Genomic DNA, 16,359 nt, shown 5'->3' on the forward strand with positions numbered 1-16,359 from the left:
GTCGGCCGTACGGGGGCGGCGGCCAGGCTCAGGCCGCCGGGCGGGACGGCGCCGCCGCGGCGGCGAGGCGGCCGTCGGCCATGGTGACCGTCCGGTCCGTGCGCTCCAGGTGGGCGTGGTCGTGGGTGACCAGCACCGTGGCGGTGGAGCGCTCGCGCGTGAGGGCGACCAGCAGGTCGAGCACGGCCGCGCCCCGCTCGTGGTCGAGGGCGCTGGTGGGCTCGTCGACGAGCAGCACGGACGGTTCGTTCATCAGGGCGCGGGCGATGTTCACGCGCTGGCGCTGACCGCCGGACAGCTCGTGCGGGCGCTTGTCCGCCTTGTCGGCCAGACCCACCGACTCCAACAGTTCCACCGCGCGCCGGCGCAGCAGCCGGGCGGGCCGACCCGCGATGTGGCCCATGACCTGGAGCTGCTCCAGCGCGGTCAGCGAGGCCAGCAGGTTCGGCTGCTGGAAGACGATGCCGATCTCCTCCCGCCGCAGGGCCGACTTCTCGGCGGCGCCGAGCGTCGCGGTGTCGCGGCCCGCGACGACGACCCGGCCGGAGTCCGGGGTGACCAGGGTGGCGGCGACGGCCAACAGGCTGGACTTGCCCGAGCCGGACGGGCCGATGACCGCGGTCATGGTGCCCGCCGGTACCTCCAGGGACACCGCGTCCAGCGCGGTGAGCCGGCCGTCCCCGTCGGGATAGGTGAGCGTGACGTCGTGGACGAGCAGGGTCATCGGGCGCTCCCGAGGGCGGTCAGCGGGTCGACGGCGGTGATCCGCCGGATGGACAGGGCGGCGCCCAGCACGCCCAGCGCGATCATGATCGCCGCCGGGACCAGCACGGTGGCCGCGTCGAGGACGAAGGGCACGTCACCGCCGCCGATCAACGCGCCGGCGCCGACGGCCAGGGCCGTCCCGGCCCCGGTGCCGATCGCGAGCATCACCACGGCCTGCCCGAGGGCGTCCTTGAGCAGGTACGGGGTGGAGGCGCCGAGCGCCTTCAGGACGGCGATGTCGCCGCTGCGCTGGATCGTCCACACCGTGAAGAAGGCCCCTATGACCAGGGCCGAGATGGCGAAGAGGAAGCCGCGCATCAGCTGGAGCGAGCCGTTCTCCGCCTGGTAGGACCCTATGGCGCCGAGGGCGTCCTCGACGGTGAGGGCGCTGGTGGAGGCGGCCTCGTCGCCCGCCGCCCAGTCGACCGGTCCGCCGGCTTGGAGGGCCAGCACGGTGGCGAGGGACTCCAGTGAGGTGCCGGGGTTCCCGATGCGCTGCCAGTCGTTGATGTCCATCCACACCACCGGGGTGTGACTGTAGGAGGCCGTGCCGGCGACGGCGGCCACCGTCAGCTCCAGCGGGCCCGCCTTCACCCTGCCGCCCGCGGTGAGACCGCCGAGCTCCGCGGCGGCCTTACGGCTGAGCACGACCTGCCCCTGGGCGAGGCCGGCCCCGGCCGGGGCCAGCCGGCCCGCCGACTCGACGCCGAAGAGGGTCACGGCCGCGGCGCGCTCACCGGAGACGGCATTGGTCGTACGGATCCCGAGCGGCTCCGCCGACTTCACCCCCGGCCGCTCGCGCCAGGCCCGCCACGCCGCCTCGGGCACCTGGGAACCGGTGAAGGACACCTTCTGGTCCCCGGCCGGCGCGGCGAACGCCAGCCGGGTCGCGGGGAGCCCAGTGATGGCCGAGATGTTCTCCCGGGCCAATCCCGAGGTGAGTCCCGACAACAGGCCGACCAGCAGCGTGATCAGTAGGACGACCGAGCCCATGAGGGCGAACCGGCCCTTGGCGAACCGTAGATCTCTCCATGCGACGAACATGTCCCCACCTTGGTCTTCCGCGTGGGCACGGGACATCGCGCCACAGTAGGGATCCTCGTATCGAAAGGGGGCTCCCGACATCGAACTTTTGGTTGACCGGCGCCCCCGGCCGGCGACTTACGCTGGTCGGGCCATGTCCGATGCCCCGCGCCCGCGCCCCCTCACCCCCGTCTCCCGCGTCCTGCGGCTGTGCCTGCACGCCCTGCTCCTCGGGCTGCTCGCGCTGGCCGCCGGGCGGGCCGTCACCGGGTCCGCCCCGCACGCCGGGGCCGTGATCGCGGCCTGCGCGCTGCTGGCCGCCGTGTACCTGACCGGCGTACTGGCGCCGACCGTGCGGAACTCCCCGCGCGCCGCGGCCGGGTGGCTGGCCTGCCTCGGAACGGCCTGGGCCGCGCTGTTGGTGGTCTCCCCCGAAGGATTGTGGATCGCCTTCCCCCTGTACTTCCTCGAACTGCACCTGCTGCGGCTGCGCTGGGGCATCGTCGCCGTCGCCGTCACCGCCTGCGCGGCGATCGGCGGGTTCCTCGCCCACAGCGGCGCGGTGACCCCGGGCGCCTTCCTCGGCCCGCTGCTGGGCGGGGCCGTCGCCGTCGCCACGGTCCTCGGCTACCAGGCCCTGTACCGCGAGAGCGAACGCCGCCGCGAGCTCATCGAGGAACTCATCGCCACCCGGGCCGAGCTGGCCGCCGCCGAGCGGGGCGCGGGCATCCTCGCCGAACGCGAACGCCTCGCCCGCGAGATCCACGACACCCTGGCCCAGGGGCTGTCGTCGATCCAGCTGCTGCTGCGCGCGGCGGAACGCGCCCTGCCGCCGGACACCCGGGCCGCCGAGCACATCGCCCGGGCCCGGGAGGCCGCGCAGGAGAACCTCGCCGAGGCGCGACGGTTCGTACGGGCCCTGACCCCGCCGGACCTGGAACACGGCTCGCTCGCCGGGGCCCTGGAGCGGCTCTGCTCGGGGGTCCCCGGTCCGCGCGTGCGGTTCTCCGTGAGCGGCGACCCGCGCGTCCTGCCCACCCCGTACGAGGTGGCGCTGCTGCGGATCGCCCAGTCGGCGCTGGCCAACGTCGTACGGCACGCCCGGGCCGGGCGCGCCGAGATCACCCTGACCTTCATGGACACCTCGGTGACCCTGGACGTCGTGGACGACGGCCGGGGTTTCGACCCCGCCGCCGCCCCGTCGGCGCCCGCGGGCGGCGGCTTCGGCCTGCCGGCGATGCGCGCGCGGGCCGAGACCCTGGGCGGGCTGTTCACCGTCGAGTCCGACCCGGGCCAGGGCACCGCCGTGGCCGTCACCCTGCCCCTGCCCCTGGAGGCGACCTGATGACGATCCGGCTGCTGCTCGCCGACGACCACCCGGTGGTCCGGGCCGGGCTGCGCGCGGTCCTGGACACCGAACCGGACTTCGAGGTGGTCGCGGAGGCGGCGACGGCGGAGCGGGCGGTGGAACTGGCGGCGTCGGAGCCGGTGGACGTGGTCCTGATGGACCTCCAGTTCGGGGCCGGGATGCACGGCTCGGCGGCCACGGCGGCGATCACCGCGCGGGCCGGCGCCCCCCGGGTGCTGGTGCTGACCACGTACGACACCGACGCGGACATCCTGGCGGCGGTGGAGGCGGGCGCCGCCGGCTACCTGCTCAAGGACGCCCCGCCGGAGGAGCTGGCGGCGGCGGTGCGCACGGCGGCGGCGGGCCAGTCGGCGCTGGCTCCGGCGGTGGCGCTGCGGCTGATGGACCGGATGCGGATGCCTGCCGAGGCGTTGACGAAGCGGGAGCTGGAGGTGCTCCAGCTGGTCGCCGACGGCCTGTCGAACCAGCAGATCTCCAAGCGGCTCTTCCTCAGCCAGGCCACGGTCAAGTCCCACCTGGTGCACGTCTACGCGAAGCTCGGCGTCGACTCCCGCACGGCGGCGGTGGCGGTGGCCGGCTCCCGCCGACTGATCCGCCGGACCCCGTAGCCGGGGGCTCGCCCCCTGGCCGAGGAGGGGGCTCGCCCCCGGCCGGTCGCACCGGCCCGCGGGCGGGTGCGGGTCCGGCGTCGCCCGGAGGACCGGGACGTCCGGCGACCGCCTCCACCGCCGCCGGCCCGTCCACGCGGCGGCGGGGCTCGCCGCCGTCGCGCTCGTGTTCCGGCCCGCGCCGAACGCCTGGTTCCGCGCGAGCGGGTGGGCGCTACGCCACCCAGTGCGGCCGTTCCACCGCCGGAGTCAGCGGCACGCCCTCGTGGAAGGCCTTCGCGAGGAGCCGTACGCCCTCGTCCAGCCGGTCCGGGGGCAGGGTGTACGGGATCCGCAGCCGGTGTTCGAAGGTGCCCGGGTCGACTCCGAAGCGGGCTCCGCGCCCGATGTGCACGCCGACGGAGGCCGCCCGCTCCGCGAGCGCGGAGCTGACCGGTTCGCCGAGGTCCACCCAGAGCGAGAGGCCGCCCGGGGGCAGCTGCCAGGACCACTCGGGGGTGTGCCGCTGGAGCGAGGCGACGAGCGCCTCGCGCCGGCCGCGCAGCTGGTCCAGGCGCGCGGGCAGGGTCCGGTCCAGGGCGTCCATCAGCGGGAGCGCGACGACCTGGTCGAGTACGGAGCCGGTCATGTCGGCGGAGACCCGTACGGCCGTCAGCTCGGTGATCATCTTGGCGCCGGCCCGGATCCAGCCGACGCGCAGGCCGCCCCAGTGCGTCTTGCTGAGCGAGCCGATGGTGATCACGTGGTCGGCGCCGCCGCGCGGGGCCAGCGAGGCGAGCGGCGCCGGCGCCGGTACGTCCAGGGCGATGTCGGCGATGGTCTCGTCGACCACCAACCAGGTACCGGTGGCCCGGGTCGCGGCGAGCAGGCGCAGCCGCTGCTCCGGCGGCATCAGCGCGCCCGTGGGGTTGTGGAAGTCGGGGATCACGTACGCCAGCCGCGGGACGGTCTGGCGCAGCGTGGACTCGGCGATCTCCAGGTCCCAGCCGGCGTCGGAGACGGCGATGGAGCCGGTGCGCAGCCGGGCGTGGCGCAGGGCGTCGAGGGCGTTGGCGTAGGTCGGGTTCTCGGTGACGACCCGGTCCCCGGGCCGGCAGAGCAGGCTGACGACGAGGGCGAAGGCCTGCTGGGCGCCGGCGGTGACGAGGATCTGCTCGGGGCGGGTGGGCAGCCCGCGCCGGGTGAACCGCTCCGCGACGGCGGTGCGCAGGTCGGGCAGCCCGAAGGGGTGGTAACCGGGGGTGCGGGCGAGTTCGGGCAGCCGGGGCGCGGCCCAGGCCAGTGCCTCCGTGAGGCTGCCCTCGGGGGCTCCCATGGCGGCGATGGCGAGGTCGATGCCCGGGTCGTCGTCGGCGCGGCCGCCGATGCCGCCGCCGACGAGGGCGTGGGCGCCGACGGGGCGGTGGCCCTCGGGCAGTTCGGTCCAGGTGCCGGAGCCGCGCCGGCTGCGGACGTAGCCGCTCTCGCGGAGCAGGTCGTAGGCGCCGGTGACGGTGGCCCGGCTCGCGCCGACGGCCTCGGCGAGCTCGCGTTCGGCGGGCAGCCGGACGTGCAGGGCGATCCGGCCGTCGAGGATCAGGGTGCGGACGGCGTCGGCGAGGGCCCGGTAGCCGGGGCGGGCCACGACCTCCGCGGGCAGCAGGGCGGCGAGCTGCCGGCTGCCGATCGTTCTGTCCGCCGTCTGGACCACTCGCCCGTTTGCCATGCCAACCTCCCCCGATTGGCTCTGCCTGCCAGGCCAATCCGGGTCCAGACTCGCTTCATTGGACCCCGATTGGCAAGGAGCATCCGTCATGTACACCTCCACGCTCACCGACCGTGACGAGCGGGCCCTGGCGGCCGCCGCCGAGAACCGGATCTCCGAGCCGCTGCGGATCGGCGCCGCGCTCGCGGCCGTACGCCGCGCTTTGGCGGGGCGCTCGTACCGTGCGGGGAAGGCGCGAGAATCGGTGTCATGTCAGCAGCCGAACACCTCACCGACCGTCCCACCGGGCACCGCACCGAGCCGTCCGCTGCCGCGGTAGCCGCCGCGCCGACCGAGGGGGCGCCGCCGGTGGCGGGCCTGCTCCTGGCGGCGGGCGGCGGACGCCGGCTCGGCGGACGACCCAAGGCGCTCCTGCCCTACCGGGACCGCCCGCTCGTCGAGAACGCGGTGCGCGTGCTGCGCGAGGCCGGCTGCGCCCCGATCCACGTGGTGCTCGGGGCCTCGGCCGCCGAGGTCCGCGAGCGCGCCGACCTGGCGGGCTGCGTCGTGGTGGACAACCCGGACTGGGAGGAGGGCATGGGTTCCTCCTTGCGGGTCGGCCTCGATTCCCTGGCCGGTACGGGGGCGGGCGCGGCCCTGGTCTCCCTCGTGGACCAGCCCGGCATCGGGGCGGCGGCGGTGGCCCGGGTCCGGGGGGCGTTCCGCTCGACCACGAGCCTGGCGGCGGCGGCGTACGACGGCGAGCGCGGGCATCCGGTGCTGTTCGGGGCGGACCGCTGGGCGGACATCGTGAGGACCGCCACGGGTGACCGGGGTGCGCGCGTCCATCTGAGGGAACATGCGAAGGAGGTCGTGCTGGTGGAGTGCGGGGACATCGCGGAGGACTATGACATCGACACGCCGCCCGACCTGGCACGACTGGCCCCGACCGGGCCGTAGGGCAGCCTGTGCGGGGGGTGACCGCGATGGCACCGAGGGCCACCGGGGCGCGAAATCTGTCGACTCGGAGAATCTCGACATCAACAAACCATTGAACTTCCACCATGAGGAAATTACTATCCACTGGTCAGAAGCGCCCTGAACCCCCAGACGGCGCCCGCGACCGTATCCCGGAACTCTCCACACCCGACGGCACTGCGTGCCGTCTCGCGCGAGCATTCCCCCGCGGCCGCCAGGCACCGCCGCTGAAGGAGTGACAGATATGTCCGCACCAGCGCCGTCCCCGCTGGCCATCGTCGACGCCGAGCCCCTGCCCCGGCAGGACGAAGTCCTCACCGAAGCGGCCCTCGCCTTCGTGGCCGAGCTCCACCGGCGGTTCGCCCCCCGCCGTGCCGAGCTCCTCGCCCGACGCGGCGAGCGGCGCGCCGAGATCGCCCGGACCTCCACCCTCGACTTCCTCCCGGACACCGCACAGGTCCGCGAGGGAGACTGGAAGGTCGCACCGGCCCCGGCCGCGCTGAACGACCGCCGCGTGGAGATCACCGGTCCGACGGACCGCAAGATGACCATCAACGCCCTGAACTCGGGCGCCAAGGTCTGGCTCGCCGACTTCGAAGACGCCTCGGCTCCCACCTGGGAGAACGTCGTCCTCGGCCAGCTCAACCTGATCGACGCCTACGAGCGCCGCATCGACTTCACCGACCCGCGCACCGGCAAGGCGTACGCGCTGAAGCCCGCCGACCAGCTCGCCACCGTCGTCATGCGGCCGCGCGGCTGGCACCTGGAGGAGCGCCACCTGCGCTTCGAGGGCGGCCCGGCCTCCGGTTCGCTCGTCGACTTCGGCCTGTACTTCTTCCACAACGCCCAGCGCCTGATCGACCTCGGCAAGGGCCCGTACTTCTACCTGCCGAAGACCGAGTCCCACCTGGAGGCGCGCCTCTGGAACGACGTCTTCGTCTTCGCCCAGGACTACGTCGGCATCCCGCAGGGCACGGTCCGCGCGACCGTCCTCATCGAGACGATCACCGCGGCCTACGAGATGGAAGAGATCCTCTTCGAGCTCAAGGACCACGCGGCCGGCCTCAACGCGGGTCGCTGGGACTACCTGTTCTCCATCGTGAAGAACTTCCGCGACGGTGGCCAGAAGTTCGTCCTGCCGGACCGCAACGCGGTGACGATGACCGCCCCCTTCATGCGGGCGTACACCGAACTGCTGGTCCGCACCTGCCACAAGCGCGGCGCGCACGCGATCGGCGGCATGGCGGCCTTCATCCCGTCCCGCAAGGACGCCGAGGTGAACAAGGTGGCCTTCGAGAAGGTCAAGGCCGACAAGGACCGCGAGGCCGGCGACGGTTTCGACGGCTCCTGGGTCGCCCACCCCGACCTGGTCCCGATCGCGATGGCCTCCTTCGACGCCGTCCTCGGTGACAAGCCGAACCAGAAGGACCGCCTCCGCGAGGACGTCTCGGTCGCCCCCGGCGAACTGATCGCGATCGACTCCCTGGACGCGAAGCCGACCTACGAGGGCCTGCGCAACGCGGTCCAGGTCGGTACCCGCTACATCGAGGCGTGGCTGCGCGGCCTCGGCGCCGTCGGCATCTTCGGCCTCATGGAGGACGCGGCCACCGCCGAGATCTCCCGCTCGCAGATCTGGCAGTGGATCAACGCCGGAGTGGTCTTCGAGAACGGCAAGACGGCCACGGCCGAGCTGACCCGTGAGATCGCCGCCGAGGAACTGGCCGCCATCCGCGCCGAGGTCGGCGAGGAGGCCTTCGCGGCCGGCAAGTGGCAGCAGGCCCACGACCTGCTGCTCCAGGTCTCGCTGGACGCCGACTACGCGGACTTCCTCACGCTGCCGGCGTACGACCAGCTCATCGGCTGACCCACCCCCGCTTCGACTGTCACGCACAGCGGTCGAATCACCGGCTCCGCCCCCGTCGCCCCCGAGGTGACGGGGGGCGGAGCCGTTTCCGCGTCCGGACCGAACCCCGCCTCCCCGCCCACCCGTTCGGCCGAGCAAGCGGAATTCACATGTCCCGAACGACCGATCGGTCGTTACCCCATCGTAATCTGCGGCTACCTAGCGGTAACAACCGCCGGCGTGTCACCTTTCCGATTGCCACCGGCCGGCGGTATCCCCCACTCTCCCCGCCACACACCGGAGTTCTTCCTGTCTTCGGCGTGGCCTACCGCAGGAGTTCCGCAGTGATCGGATTCCGCAACGCCAGCAGGAGCAGGGAACACGGCCGGGTGCGACGGGCCGCCAGGGCGGCGGTGGCCCTCTCGGCCGCCGCCGGGGCGCTGATGACCGTCGGCGCCGGCACCTCCACGGCCGGACCGCGCCCCGGACCGGGCAACGGACCCACCGCCGTGGTGTCCATGGGCGACAGCTACATCTCCGGCGAGGCCGGACGCTGGAAGGGCAACGGCCTGACCAACAGCGGCAGCAGGAACGGCACCGACCGGGCGTGGGTCGGCGGCAGTTCCTACGACCCGGGCATGGTGTACGGAGCCACCGCCGGCGGCTGCCACCGTTCGGACTCGGCCGAGGTGTTCAGCGCCGGCCCCATCGCCGAGACGGCCGTCAACCTGGCCTGCTCCGGCGCCGTTTCGGCGAACGTGTTCCGGGCCGCGAACGGCGGCGTCGCCTTCAAGGGCGAGGTCCCACAGGCCGACCAGCTCGCGGCGGTGGCCGCGAGCCGCGACGTGAAGGTCATCGCCCTGTCCATCGGCGGCAACGACCTGGGCTTCGCCGACATCATCAAGAACTGCGCGCTCGACTTCGTCCTGTGGAACTCGTACTGCTACGACGACCAACAGGCGGGCGTCGACCGGAAGATCGACGGGGTCATGGCGAACGTCGGCAAGTCCGTCGACGAGATCCGCGCCGTGATGCGCAGCGCCGGGTACGCGGACTCCTCGTACCGGGTCGTGCTCCAGTCGTACCCGTCGCCGATCCCGCGCGGCGCCGAGAACCGCTACACCCAGAGCGACTGGAGCCGCCTGAACACCGGCGGCTGTCCCTTCTGGAACCGGGACTCGGACTGGGCGCGGGACTCCCTCGTGCCGCAGATCGCGGGCCGGCTCAAGGCCGTGGCCGCCGCCAAGGGCGCGCAGTTCCTGGACCTGCGGGACATGATGCAGGGGCGCGAGGTGTGCGCGAAGGCCAGCAAGCAGGTCAGCTCCGCGGCGCCGGCCTCCGCGCGGACGAGCGAATGGGCGCGCTGGATCGACAACAGCGAGTCGCAGGGGCTGATCCAGGAGTCCATGCACCCGAACCACTTCGGGCAGCTGGCCGCCGGACGCTGCCTGGCCCTGGCCGTCGCCCAGCCCGCGGGCTCCGGCGTCAGCTGCAGGAACACCGCCGGGGGCGACCACACGGGGATGTACCTGACGCCCGCGCCGTAGTCCGGACGGTGGGCACGACGACGGGGCGGGCCGCCACGACCACGCGTGGCAGCCCGTCCCGGACGTTGCGGTCGGCCCCTCTCCGCGCCCGATGCGCGAGGTGTCGTGTCGTCAGTTGGTGAAGACCTGGACGATCCTGTCGCCCGACACTCCGACGCCGGTCTTCGTGTAGTCGCAGTTCTTGATGTTGCCCGAGTGGACGGCGCTGTTGAGCCAGCCGTCCACGTGCTTCTGCTCGTCCGCGCTGCCCCAGGCGATGTTCTCCGCGGAGGCGGTGTACGTCGCTCCGGCCTTCTTCAGCCGGTCCTGAACGCTGGAACCGTCCGAGCCCGTATGGCTGGTGGTCGTGTCGTTCGCGTATTCCTGGGCCGCGGCGGTGACCGCCGGGTCGACCGTCAGAGCCGGGCAACCGGCGGCCGTACGGGCCTGGTTCACCAAGTCGAGGATCTTGTTCGGGTCTGCCACGGACGGGGCGGCGGCCCAGGTGTTCGTGGGCGGCGCCGCTACGGCCGCCGAGGCGGTGCCTACGGCTCCTGCGAACAGGAGGAGCGAGGACGCGCACGCGATGGTGCACCTGCGCCGTATGGATCCGGAAGCCATGGGGATACCTTCCTTCTTCCGACAAGGAGCGGCGCACGCGGTCGCGTCGCCGCTCGACCCCCATCACCGATGATTCTCCGCCGGGCTCCGCCGGCCCGCATCCTGCCACGGCAAAACGGCAGGTCAGAGTGCACATTGTGGCCCGAAGACAGTTTCTACGTCACCCAGCGTGAGCGTGTTCGGCGCGTGGACGGTGCGCCCGGCGCCGGCCCGGTGCGCACGTCGTCGCCGCCGGGCCGGCGCGGGCACCGTTCGACGTGCGGCGGTCGTGCACCGCGACCGGCCCTACGTCGCGGCCCCCTCGAACCTGCCCCGCGCCGAACCCGGTTGGCCCGGCAGGCCGGCCAGGGCCGTGGTGAAGGCGGCGCGGCAGCGGAGCCAGTCGGGATCGGCCGTGGTGGGGTGCAGGTCGGCGAGTTTGGGCAGCAGGTCCGCGGAGAAGGCGTGGGCGGCCTCGGCCGGGAGCAGGGACGGCAGGTTGTCGATGGCGATCACGTCCAGCGGCCGGTCCCCGCCCCGCAGGCGCCGCACCGGGACCGTCCAGTCCGTGAGCCGGTCGTAGACGGGCAGCAGGTGCAGCTCGGACCCGGTGTCACAGGTGATGTCGGCGATGACCGAGAGCCTGGGGGCGCCGCTCTCCAGATCGGCGGGCGTCAGGAACGGCGGCACGGCCCGGGTCGTGAGCACCGCGTTGACCAGGATGTCGTGCTCCAGCAGCGCGGCCCGGTCCAGGCGGGCGGTCGCGGTGCGGCCCCAGCGGGTGACGGCGACCCCGGCCGTGGTGAGGGCGTCGCAGGCGCCGCGTCCGCTGCGTCCGCCGGCGCCGATCACCAGGGCGCGCAACCCGTCGGGCGGGGTGGCCCGCAGGCGGGCGTCGAGTTCCGCGCGGGGCAGCGGCACGAGGGGCGCCGTGAGCCGGCCGCGGGCGTGCAGCGCGGCCAGGGCGGCGCCCGCGTAACCCGCCCAGTAGCCGAAGGCGGCCAGCCTGCGGCCCTGGGCGTCGGCGAGGTACTCCAGGTCGAACAGGGTTCCGCCGCCCGCCGCGAAGCGCCTGAGCAGCTCGGGCGCCTGGGCCTGCCCCTTGTAGGCGTGCCCGAAGTAGACGTGCCGGTGGTGCAGGAGCTCGGGCGTGGGAGGGAGTTCCTTCAACCCGAGGACGTACGCGGCCCCCGGCGCGGCCTCGGCCCAAGCTCCGGACGGGGCCGCGCGGCAACCGGCGGCGAGGTAGTCGTCGAGGGGGAAGACCCGGTGCGCTGAGTCCTCCACGGTGATCCGTACGCCCTGCCGGACGAGCCGTCCGGCGTCCTCGGGGGTCAGCGGCGCGCGCCGTTCGGTGGTCCGGGTCTCGTCGCGCATCCAGAGCTGCGGAAGATCTGCCATCGCTGTGCCACCTGTCTGCTCAGAGGGGTGGGGACGAGCGGGCGGCTCGCGGGCCCGGTGCGGGGTGCCGCGTGCTCATGCGATGTCTTTCCGCGCCGTATACGGCGCACGCGGGATCGGGCCCGGAACTCCGGGCCCGGGGGCACCGCGAGCACCTCCCGACCTCACGGGCCCCGGGGCCGCCGCGGCCGGCCCCGGGCGCCGGGGGCGTGCGGACGCGCGAAAAGGCGTGCGGCGGTGCGTACGCCACACCCGCAGTGGGTGACGTACGCACCGCCGCACGCCGGTCGGTGACCGGGCGTCAGTGCGCGAGGGCCGGTTCCGGGGCCGGTTCGGCGGCCGCGCCCTTCCTGGCTCCGAGGTGGTTGAAGGCCAGGTTGAGCAGGATCGCGACCACGCAGCCGGTGCTGATGCCGGAGTCGAGGACGACGAGGAGGTCCTTCGGGAAGGCGTGGTAGAAGCCGGGGGCGGCGATCGGGATCAGGCCGATGCCGATGGAGGCGGCCACGATGAGGGCGTTCTCCCCCTTCTCCATGGCCGCGCCGGCCAGGGTCTGGATGCCGCTGGCCGCGACCGAGCCGAAGAGGACGATGCCGGCGCCGCCGAGGACGGGCAGCGGGACGACTCCGATGACGGAGGCGGCCATCGGACACAGGCCCAGCAGGATCAGGATGCCGCCGCCGGCGGCGACGACGAACCGGCTGCGCACCTTGGTCATCGCGACGAGCCCGATGTTCTGCGCGAAGGCGCTGCACATGAAGCCGTTGAACAGGGGGCTGATGGCGCTGCCGAGGGTGTCGGCGCGCAGGCCGCCCTCGATGGTCTTCGCGTCCGCCGGCCGGCCGACGATCCTGCCGAGGGCCAGGATGTCGGCGGTGGACTCGGTCATGCAGACGAGCATGACGATGCACATGGAGATGATGGCGGCCACCTGGAACTGCGGGGCGCCGAAGTGGAACGGGGTCGGGAAGCCGACGATGTCCGCGTTGCGGACGGCGTCGAAGTTGGTCATGTTCAGCGGAATCGCGACGAGGGTGCCCGCGATCAGACCCAGCAGGATGGAGATCTGCTGGAGGAAGCCCCGCAGGAACTTCCGCATCACCAGGACGATCGCCAGGGTGAGGGCGGCCATGCCTATGTTCTGCGTCGAACCGTAGTCGGGGGCGGCGCTGTTGCCGCCCTGCGACCAGTTGAAGGCCACCGGGAGCAGCGAGACGCCGATCAGGGTGATGACGGTGCCGGTGACCACGGGCGGGAAGAAGCGTACGAGCTTCCCGAAGTAGGGGGCGGCGAGGAATCCGACGATTCCGGCGACGATGATCGCGCCGAAGATGATGGGGATGGCGTTGTCCCCCTCCCCCTTGCCGATGGCGATCATCGGGGTCACGCCGGCGAAGGAGACGCCGTTGACGAAGGGGAGTTTGGCGCCGATCTTCCAGAACCCGAGGGTCTGGAGGAGGGTGGCCAGGCCTGCGGTGAAGAGCGAGGCGCCCATCAGGAAGGCGGTCTCGGTGGCGGAGAGGCCGACGGCGGGTCCGACGATCATGGGCGGGGCGACGACACCCGCGTACATGGCGGCCACGTGCTGGAGGCCGCTGGTGAACATCTTCAGCGGAGGCAAGGTCTCGTCGACCGGGTGCTTCCCCTCCGGTACTACGACTGCATCTTTGCGAAACCTGGGCGTTGCGGCCACGGCTTCCTCCGGTCGGTTAGACACGTCGGCGGGGACGTGGGTGTCATGGAGGTGGTGCGAAAGCGTGCTGGTCGAGCCTGTCTTCAGTTGTGGGTGGTGCTTCGATGGTTGTCCCAAGCGGTGCGGAAACGATTCGCCCAAATCGGTTCCGCGCAGGCCCGCGCCGGGGCAGGAGGTGCCGTGGCAGTGGCACGAGACCTGTGCGGCGGTGCGGGTGTCACGAGTCACCGCCCCCGGGGGCGCCCTCGGATCTCTCCTCGGGCGCTTCCCGGGAACGGCTGCTGCGGACCCCGCTCGGGTCCGCGGCCGCCGGTCGAGGGCCGTCCCCCTCGACCGGACTCCGGGGGATCAGGCCTGCGCGGAGATCCGCGCGAGGCGCTGGGCCTCTTCCCGCGTGGACACCGCGATGGCGTCCTCGTCGGCGAAGAGCAGTCGGTTGTTCTCGACGATCTGCTTGCCGTTGACGAACGAGGCCGTCACCGGGGCCGCCGCACCGAAGACCAGCGCGGTGACCGGGTCGGCGATCGAGGAGTGCAGGAGGGTGTTGAGGTTCCACAGGACCAGGTCGGCGCACTTGCCGACCTCCAGCGAACCGATGTTGTCCGCGCGACCGAGGACCTGCGCGCCACCGTAGGTGCCCAGGCGCAGGGCCTGGCGGGCGTTGAGGGCCCGCTCGCGGTGGACCGGGTTCAGGCGGTTGATCAGCAGCGCGTTGCGCAGCTCGGTGTGCAGCTCACCGGACTCGTTGGAGGCGGTGCCGTCCACGCCGAGGCCGACCGGGACACCGGCGGCCAACATGTCCGGAACGCGGGCGATGCCGGCGGCCAGACGGGCGTTGGAGGACGGGCAGTGCGCGACGCCGGTCTTGGTGCGGGCGAACGCGGCGATGTCGGAGTCGTTCATGTGGACGCTGTGCGCCATCCACACGTCCTCGCCGAGCCAGCCGGTCGACTCGAAGTAGTCGGTCGGGCCCATGCCGAACAGTTCCTTGCAGAACTGCTCCTCCTCGACGGTCTCGGAGCCGTGCGTGTGCAGGCGCACACCCAGCCGGCGGGCCAACTCGGCGCCCTGCTTCAGCAGCTCGGTGGAGACCGAGAAGGGTGAGCAGGGGGCGACGGCGACCTGGGTCATCGCGTCGAAGGAGGCGTCGTGGTAGCGCTTGACGGTCGCCTCGGTGTCGGCCAGGGCGCCTTCGAGGGTCTCGACGGCGTGGTCCGGCGGCAGGCCGCCGTCCTTCTCGCTGCGGTCCATCGAGCCGCGGGCGAGGGTGAAGCGGACACCCATCTCGGACGCGGCGCGGATGATCGAACCGGACAGGTCGCCGGAGTTCGCGGGGAAGACGTAGTGGTGGTCCATCGCGGTGGTCACACCGCCCTTGGCCATCGCGGCGAGGGAGCCCTGCGCGGCCGTGTACGTCATCTGCTCGTCGATGCGCGCCCACGTCGGGTACAGCGCGACGAGCCAGTTGAAGAGGTTGTGGTCGGTGGCCAGACCACGCGTGATCCACTGGTAGAAGTGGTGGTGCGTGTTGACCAGACCAGGAGTCACGAGGTGCCCGGTGCCGTCGATGCGGCGGACTACGTTTTCGAGGTTCGCGGGGGCGTTGCCCGCGCCGACGAACTCGATCCTGTTGCCGGCGAGGACGACGTGGCCCGAGGCGTACTCGGTGTCGTTCGCGTCGACCGTCGCGATCGCACAGTTCTCGATGACGATGCGCTCGACGGCGCTGTCAGGGGCTGCCGATGCTGCCATGGGACTTCCTCGTGCTTTCAGTGGCGGTGCGGGCACGGCAAAACCCAGGGGATTTGAGTGCCGGAGCCGGGGGCCTTGGCAGCTGACAGTACTGCCGCCCCGTGTGTTGCGTCCGGGTGCCGATTCAGGAAGTTGTGGGGGTGTCGCGCACCCCGGGGCCACTGCGGAGCCCCGGGGCACACGTGCCGTGCCCTAGAGGTTGGTCATGTCCACGGGGATGCGGGCGTCAACGCCGTCGCGGAGGACCGTCGCCTCGATCAGCCCGTACGGGCGGTCGGCGGCGAAGTACACCTCGTTGTCGTTCTTGAGGCCGAAGGGCTCCAGGTCGACGAGGAAGTGGTGCTTGTTCGGGAGCGAGAAGCGAACCTCGTCGATCTCCGAACGGTGGTTGATGATGCGCGAACCCATCTGGTACAGGGTCTGCTGCAGCGAGAGGGAGTAGGTCTCCGCGAAGGCCTGCAGCATGTGCTTGCGGGTCTCGGCGTAGGACTTCTCCCAGTTGGGCATCCGCTGGTCGTCGTCCGACCAGGCGAAGCGCCAGCGAGCCGACACCTGGGTGGCCAGGATGCGGTCGTAGGCCTCCTTCAGCGTCGTGTACTTGTCCTTCACGTAACCCCAGAACTCGGAGTTCGTGGAGTTCATGACGACGAGGTCCTTGAGGCCGGAGATGACCTCCCAGTTCTTGCCGTCGTACGTGATCTGGGTGACCCGGGTCTCGCCGCCGTTGCGGACGAAGGAGTGGTTCACCTCGTCGGAGCCGATGAACTTGGAGTTGGCGTCCGAGGTGGCGATCCGGGACCAGGAGTACTCCTCGATCCGGATGCGCGCCTTCTGGATCGGCTCCTGGCTGTTGACGAACCAGCGCGCCAGGTGGATGCCGAACTGCTCGGCGGACTCGATGCCGTGCTCCTTGGCGAACGCGTACACCGTGTTCTTGGTGGTGTCCGTCGGCAGGACGTTGGCGTTCGAGCCGGAGTAGTGGACGTCGTCCATGTCGCCGGAGAGGGCGACCGAGACGTTCAGGTCCTTGATGTGGTGGGTGTCGCCGTCCCGCGTGATCTTGACGACGCGGTTCTCTGCTTTGCCGTACTGGTTCTGGCCCAGAATCGTGGCCATG

Annotated in this window: 14 protein-coding genes; 6 read left to right on the forward strand and 8 right to left on the reverse strand. The window is 72.2% G+C overall.

All coding sequences use genetic code 11. From position 1 onward, the window contains the following. Positions 1-28 precede the first annotated feature (28 nt). Together AB0D46_RS07640 and AB0D46_RS07645 are read right to left on the reverse strand one after the other, a co-directional pair. Positions 29-724, reverse strand: coding sequence for an ABC transporter ATP-binding protein (locus AB0D46_RS07640; RefSeq protein WP_362876363.1), 696 nt, complete (start codon positions 722-724; stop codon positions 29-31). Then, positions 721-1,809, reverse strand: coding sequence for an ABC transporter permease (locus AB0D46_RS07645; RefSeq protein WP_362876364.1), 1,089 nt, complete (start codon positions 1,807-1,809; stop codon positions 721-723). Before AB0D46_RS07645 ends, AB0D46_RS07640 begins: the two co-directional genes overlap by 4 nt. Positions 1,810-1,942: 133 nt before the next feature. On the opposite strand from AB0D46_RS07645, the gene AB0D46_RS07650 reads away from it, so the two are divergent. Both AB0D46_RS07650 and AB0D46_RS07655 read left to right on the forward strand, forming a co-directional pair. Next, entirely contained in the window at positions 1,943-3,133 is a 1,191-nt protein-coding gene (locus AB0D46_RS07650; RefSeq protein ID WP_362876365.1) for a sensor histidine kinase, read from the forward strand. Next, positions 3,133-3,765, forward strand: a complete 633-nt coding sequence (locus tag AB0D46_RS07655) for a response regulator transcription factor (RefSeq protein ID WP_362876366.1) — start codon at positions 3,133-3,135, stop codon at positions 3,763-3,765. The genes AB0D46_RS07650 and AB0D46_RS07655 overlap by 1 nt, the downstream gene beginning before the upstream one ends. A 214-nt stretch (positions 3,766-3,979) precedes the next feature. Here AB0D46_RS07655 and AB0D46_RS07660 read toward each other — a convergent pair whose 3' ends face one another. After that, entirely contained in the window at positions 3,980-5,470 is a 1,491-nt protein-coding gene (locus tag AB0D46_RS07660; RefSeq protein ID WP_362876367.1) for a PLP-dependent aminotransferase family protein, read from the reverse strand. An 88-nt stretch (positions 5,471-5,558) separates the two neighbouring features. On the opposite strand from AB0D46_RS07660, the gene AB0D46_RS07665 reads away from it, so the two are divergent. The 4 genes from AB0D46_RS07665 (at position 5,559) to AB0D46_RS07680 (ending at position 9,817) form a co-directional block, all read left to right on the forward strand. Then, positions 5,559-5,789, forward strand: a complete 231-nt coding sequence (locus AB0D46_RS07665) for a hypothetical protein (RefSeq protein ID WP_362876368.1) — start codon at positions 5,559-5,561, stop codon at positions 5,787-5,789. Further along, the gene (locus tag AB0D46_RS07670) at positions 5,720-6,409 is read left to right on the forward strand and encodes a nucleotidyltransferase family protein (protein WP_362876369.1); all 690 of its coding nucleotides are present in this window, start codon (positions 5,720-5,722) and stop codon (positions 6,407-6,409) included. Before AB0D46_RS07665 ends, AB0D46_RS07670 begins: the two co-directional genes overlap by 70 nt. Before the next feature lie 262 nt (positions 6,410-6,671). Next, positions 6,672-8,291, forward strand: a complete 1,620-nt coding sequence (aceB, locus tag AB0D46_RS07675; protein WP_362876370.1) for a malate synthase A — start codon at positions 6,672-6,674, stop codon at positions 8,289-8,291. Positions 8,292-8,713: 422 nt separating this feature from the next. Continuing rightward, complete coding sequence (locus tag AB0D46_RS07680; protein ID WP_362876445.1) at positions 8,714-9,817, forward strand: GDSL-type esterase/lipase family protein; 1,104 nt, start codon at positions 8,714-8,716, stop codon at positions 9,815-9,817. A gap of 111 nt (positions 9,818-9,928) precedes the next feature. On the opposite strand, the gene AB0D46_RS07685 is transcribed toward AB0D46_RS07680, so the two are convergent. The 5 genes from AB0D46_RS07685 to pucL all read right to left on the reverse strand — a co-directional run bounded on the left by AB0D46_RS07685 (position 9,929) and on the right by pucL (position 16,358). Beyond that, positions 9,929-10,417 (reverse strand): CAP domain-containing protein, encoded by a 489-nt coding sequence (locus AB0D46_RS07685; protein ID WP_362876371.1) that lies wholly within the window; start codon positions 10,415-10,417, stop codon positions 9,929-9,931. Between the two features lie 285 nt (positions 10,418-10,702). Then, complete coding sequence (locus AB0D46_RS07690) at positions 10,703-11,797, reverse strand: saccharopine dehydrogenase (protein ID WP_362876372.1); 1,095 nt, start codon at positions 11,795-11,797, stop codon at positions 10,703-10,705. A gap of 301 nt (positions 11,798-12,098) precedes the next feature. Further along, entirely contained in the window at positions 12,099-13,490 is a 1,392-nt protein-coding gene (locus AB0D46_RS07695) for a nucleobase:cation symporter-2 family protein (protein ID WP_362876373.1), read from the reverse strand. A 348-nt stretch (positions 13,491-13,838) separates the two neighbouring features. Continuing rightward, positions 13,839-15,242, reverse strand: coding sequence for an 8-oxoguanine deaminase (locus tag AB0D46_RS07700; protein WP_362876374.1), 1,404 nt, complete (start codon positions 15,240-15,242; stop codon positions 13,839-13,841). Positions 15,243-15,434: 192 nt separating this feature from the next. Continuing rightward, positions 15,435-16,358 (reverse strand): factor-independent urate hydroxylase, encoded by a 924-nt coding sequence (pucL, locus tag AB0D46_RS07705; RefSeq protein ID WP_362876375.1) that lies wholly within the window; start codon positions 16,356-16,358, stop codon positions 15,435-15,437. Position 16,359: the final 1 nt, after the last annotated feature.

It is taken from the genome of Streptomyces sp. NPDC048383, from assembly GCF_040651775.1.
GTDB lineage: Bacteria > Actinomycetota > Actinomycetes > Streptomycetales > Streptomycetaceae > Streptomyces.

What these genes read in the sequence shown, in the direction of transcription:
- AB0D46_RS07640 (WP_362876363.1), bottom strand. Translation starts at nt 724, where the DNA reads ATGACCCTGCTCGTCCACGACGTCACGCTCACCTATCCCGACGGGGAC.
- AB0D46_RS07645 (WP_362876364.1), bottom strand. Translation starts at nt 1,809, where the DNA reads ATGTTCGTCGCATGGAGAGATCTACGGTTCGCCAAGGGCCGGTTCGCC.
- AB0D46_RS07650 (WP_362876365.1), top strand. Translation starts at nt 1,943, where the DNA reads ATGTCCGATGCCCCGCGCCCGCGCCCCCTCACCCCCGTCTCCCGCGTC.
- AB0D46_RS07655 (WP_362876366.1), top strand. Translation starts at nt 3,133, where the DNA reads ATGACGATCCGGCTGCTGCTCGCCGACGACCACCCGGTGGTCCGGGCC.
- AB0D46_RS07660 (WP_362876367.1), bottom strand. Translation starts at nt 5,470, where the DNA reads ATGGCAAACGGGCGAGTGGTCCAGACGGCGGACAGAACGATCGGCAGC.
- AB0D46_RS07665 (WP_362876368.1), top strand. Translation starts at nt 5,559, where the DNA reads ATGTACACCTCCACGCTCACCGACCGTGACGAGCGGGCCCTGGCGGCC.
- AB0D46_RS07670 (WP_362876369.1), top strand. Translation starts at nt 5,720, where the DNA reads ATGTCAGCAGCCGAACACCTCACCGACCGTCCCACCGGGCACCGCACC.
- aceB (WP_362876370.1), top strand. Translation starts at nt 6,672, where the DNA reads ATGTCCGCACCAGCGCCGTCCCCGCTGGCCATCGTCGACGCCGAGCCC.
- AB0D46_RS07680 (WP_362876445.1), top strand. Translation starts at nt 8,714, where the DNA reads ATGACCGTCGGCGCCGGCACCTCCACGGCCGGACCGCGCCCCGGACCG.
- AB0D46_RS07685 (WP_362876371.1), bottom strand. Translation starts at nt 10,417, where the DNA reads ATGGCTTCCGGATCCATACGGCGCAGGTGCACCATCGCGTGCGCGTCC.
- AB0D46_RS07690 (WP_362876372.1), bottom strand. Translation starts at nt 11,797, where the DNA reads ATGGCAGATCTTCCGCAGCTCTGGATGCGCGACGAGACCCGGACCACC.
- AB0D46_RS07700 (WP_362876374.1), bottom strand. Translation starts at nt 15,242, where the DNA reads ATGGCAGCATCGGCAGCCCCTGACAGCGCCGTCGAGCGCATCGTCATC.
- pucL (WP_362876375.1), bottom strand. Translation starts at nt 16,358, where the DNA reads ATGGCCACGATTCTGGGCCAGAACCAGTACGGCAAAGCAGAGAACCGC.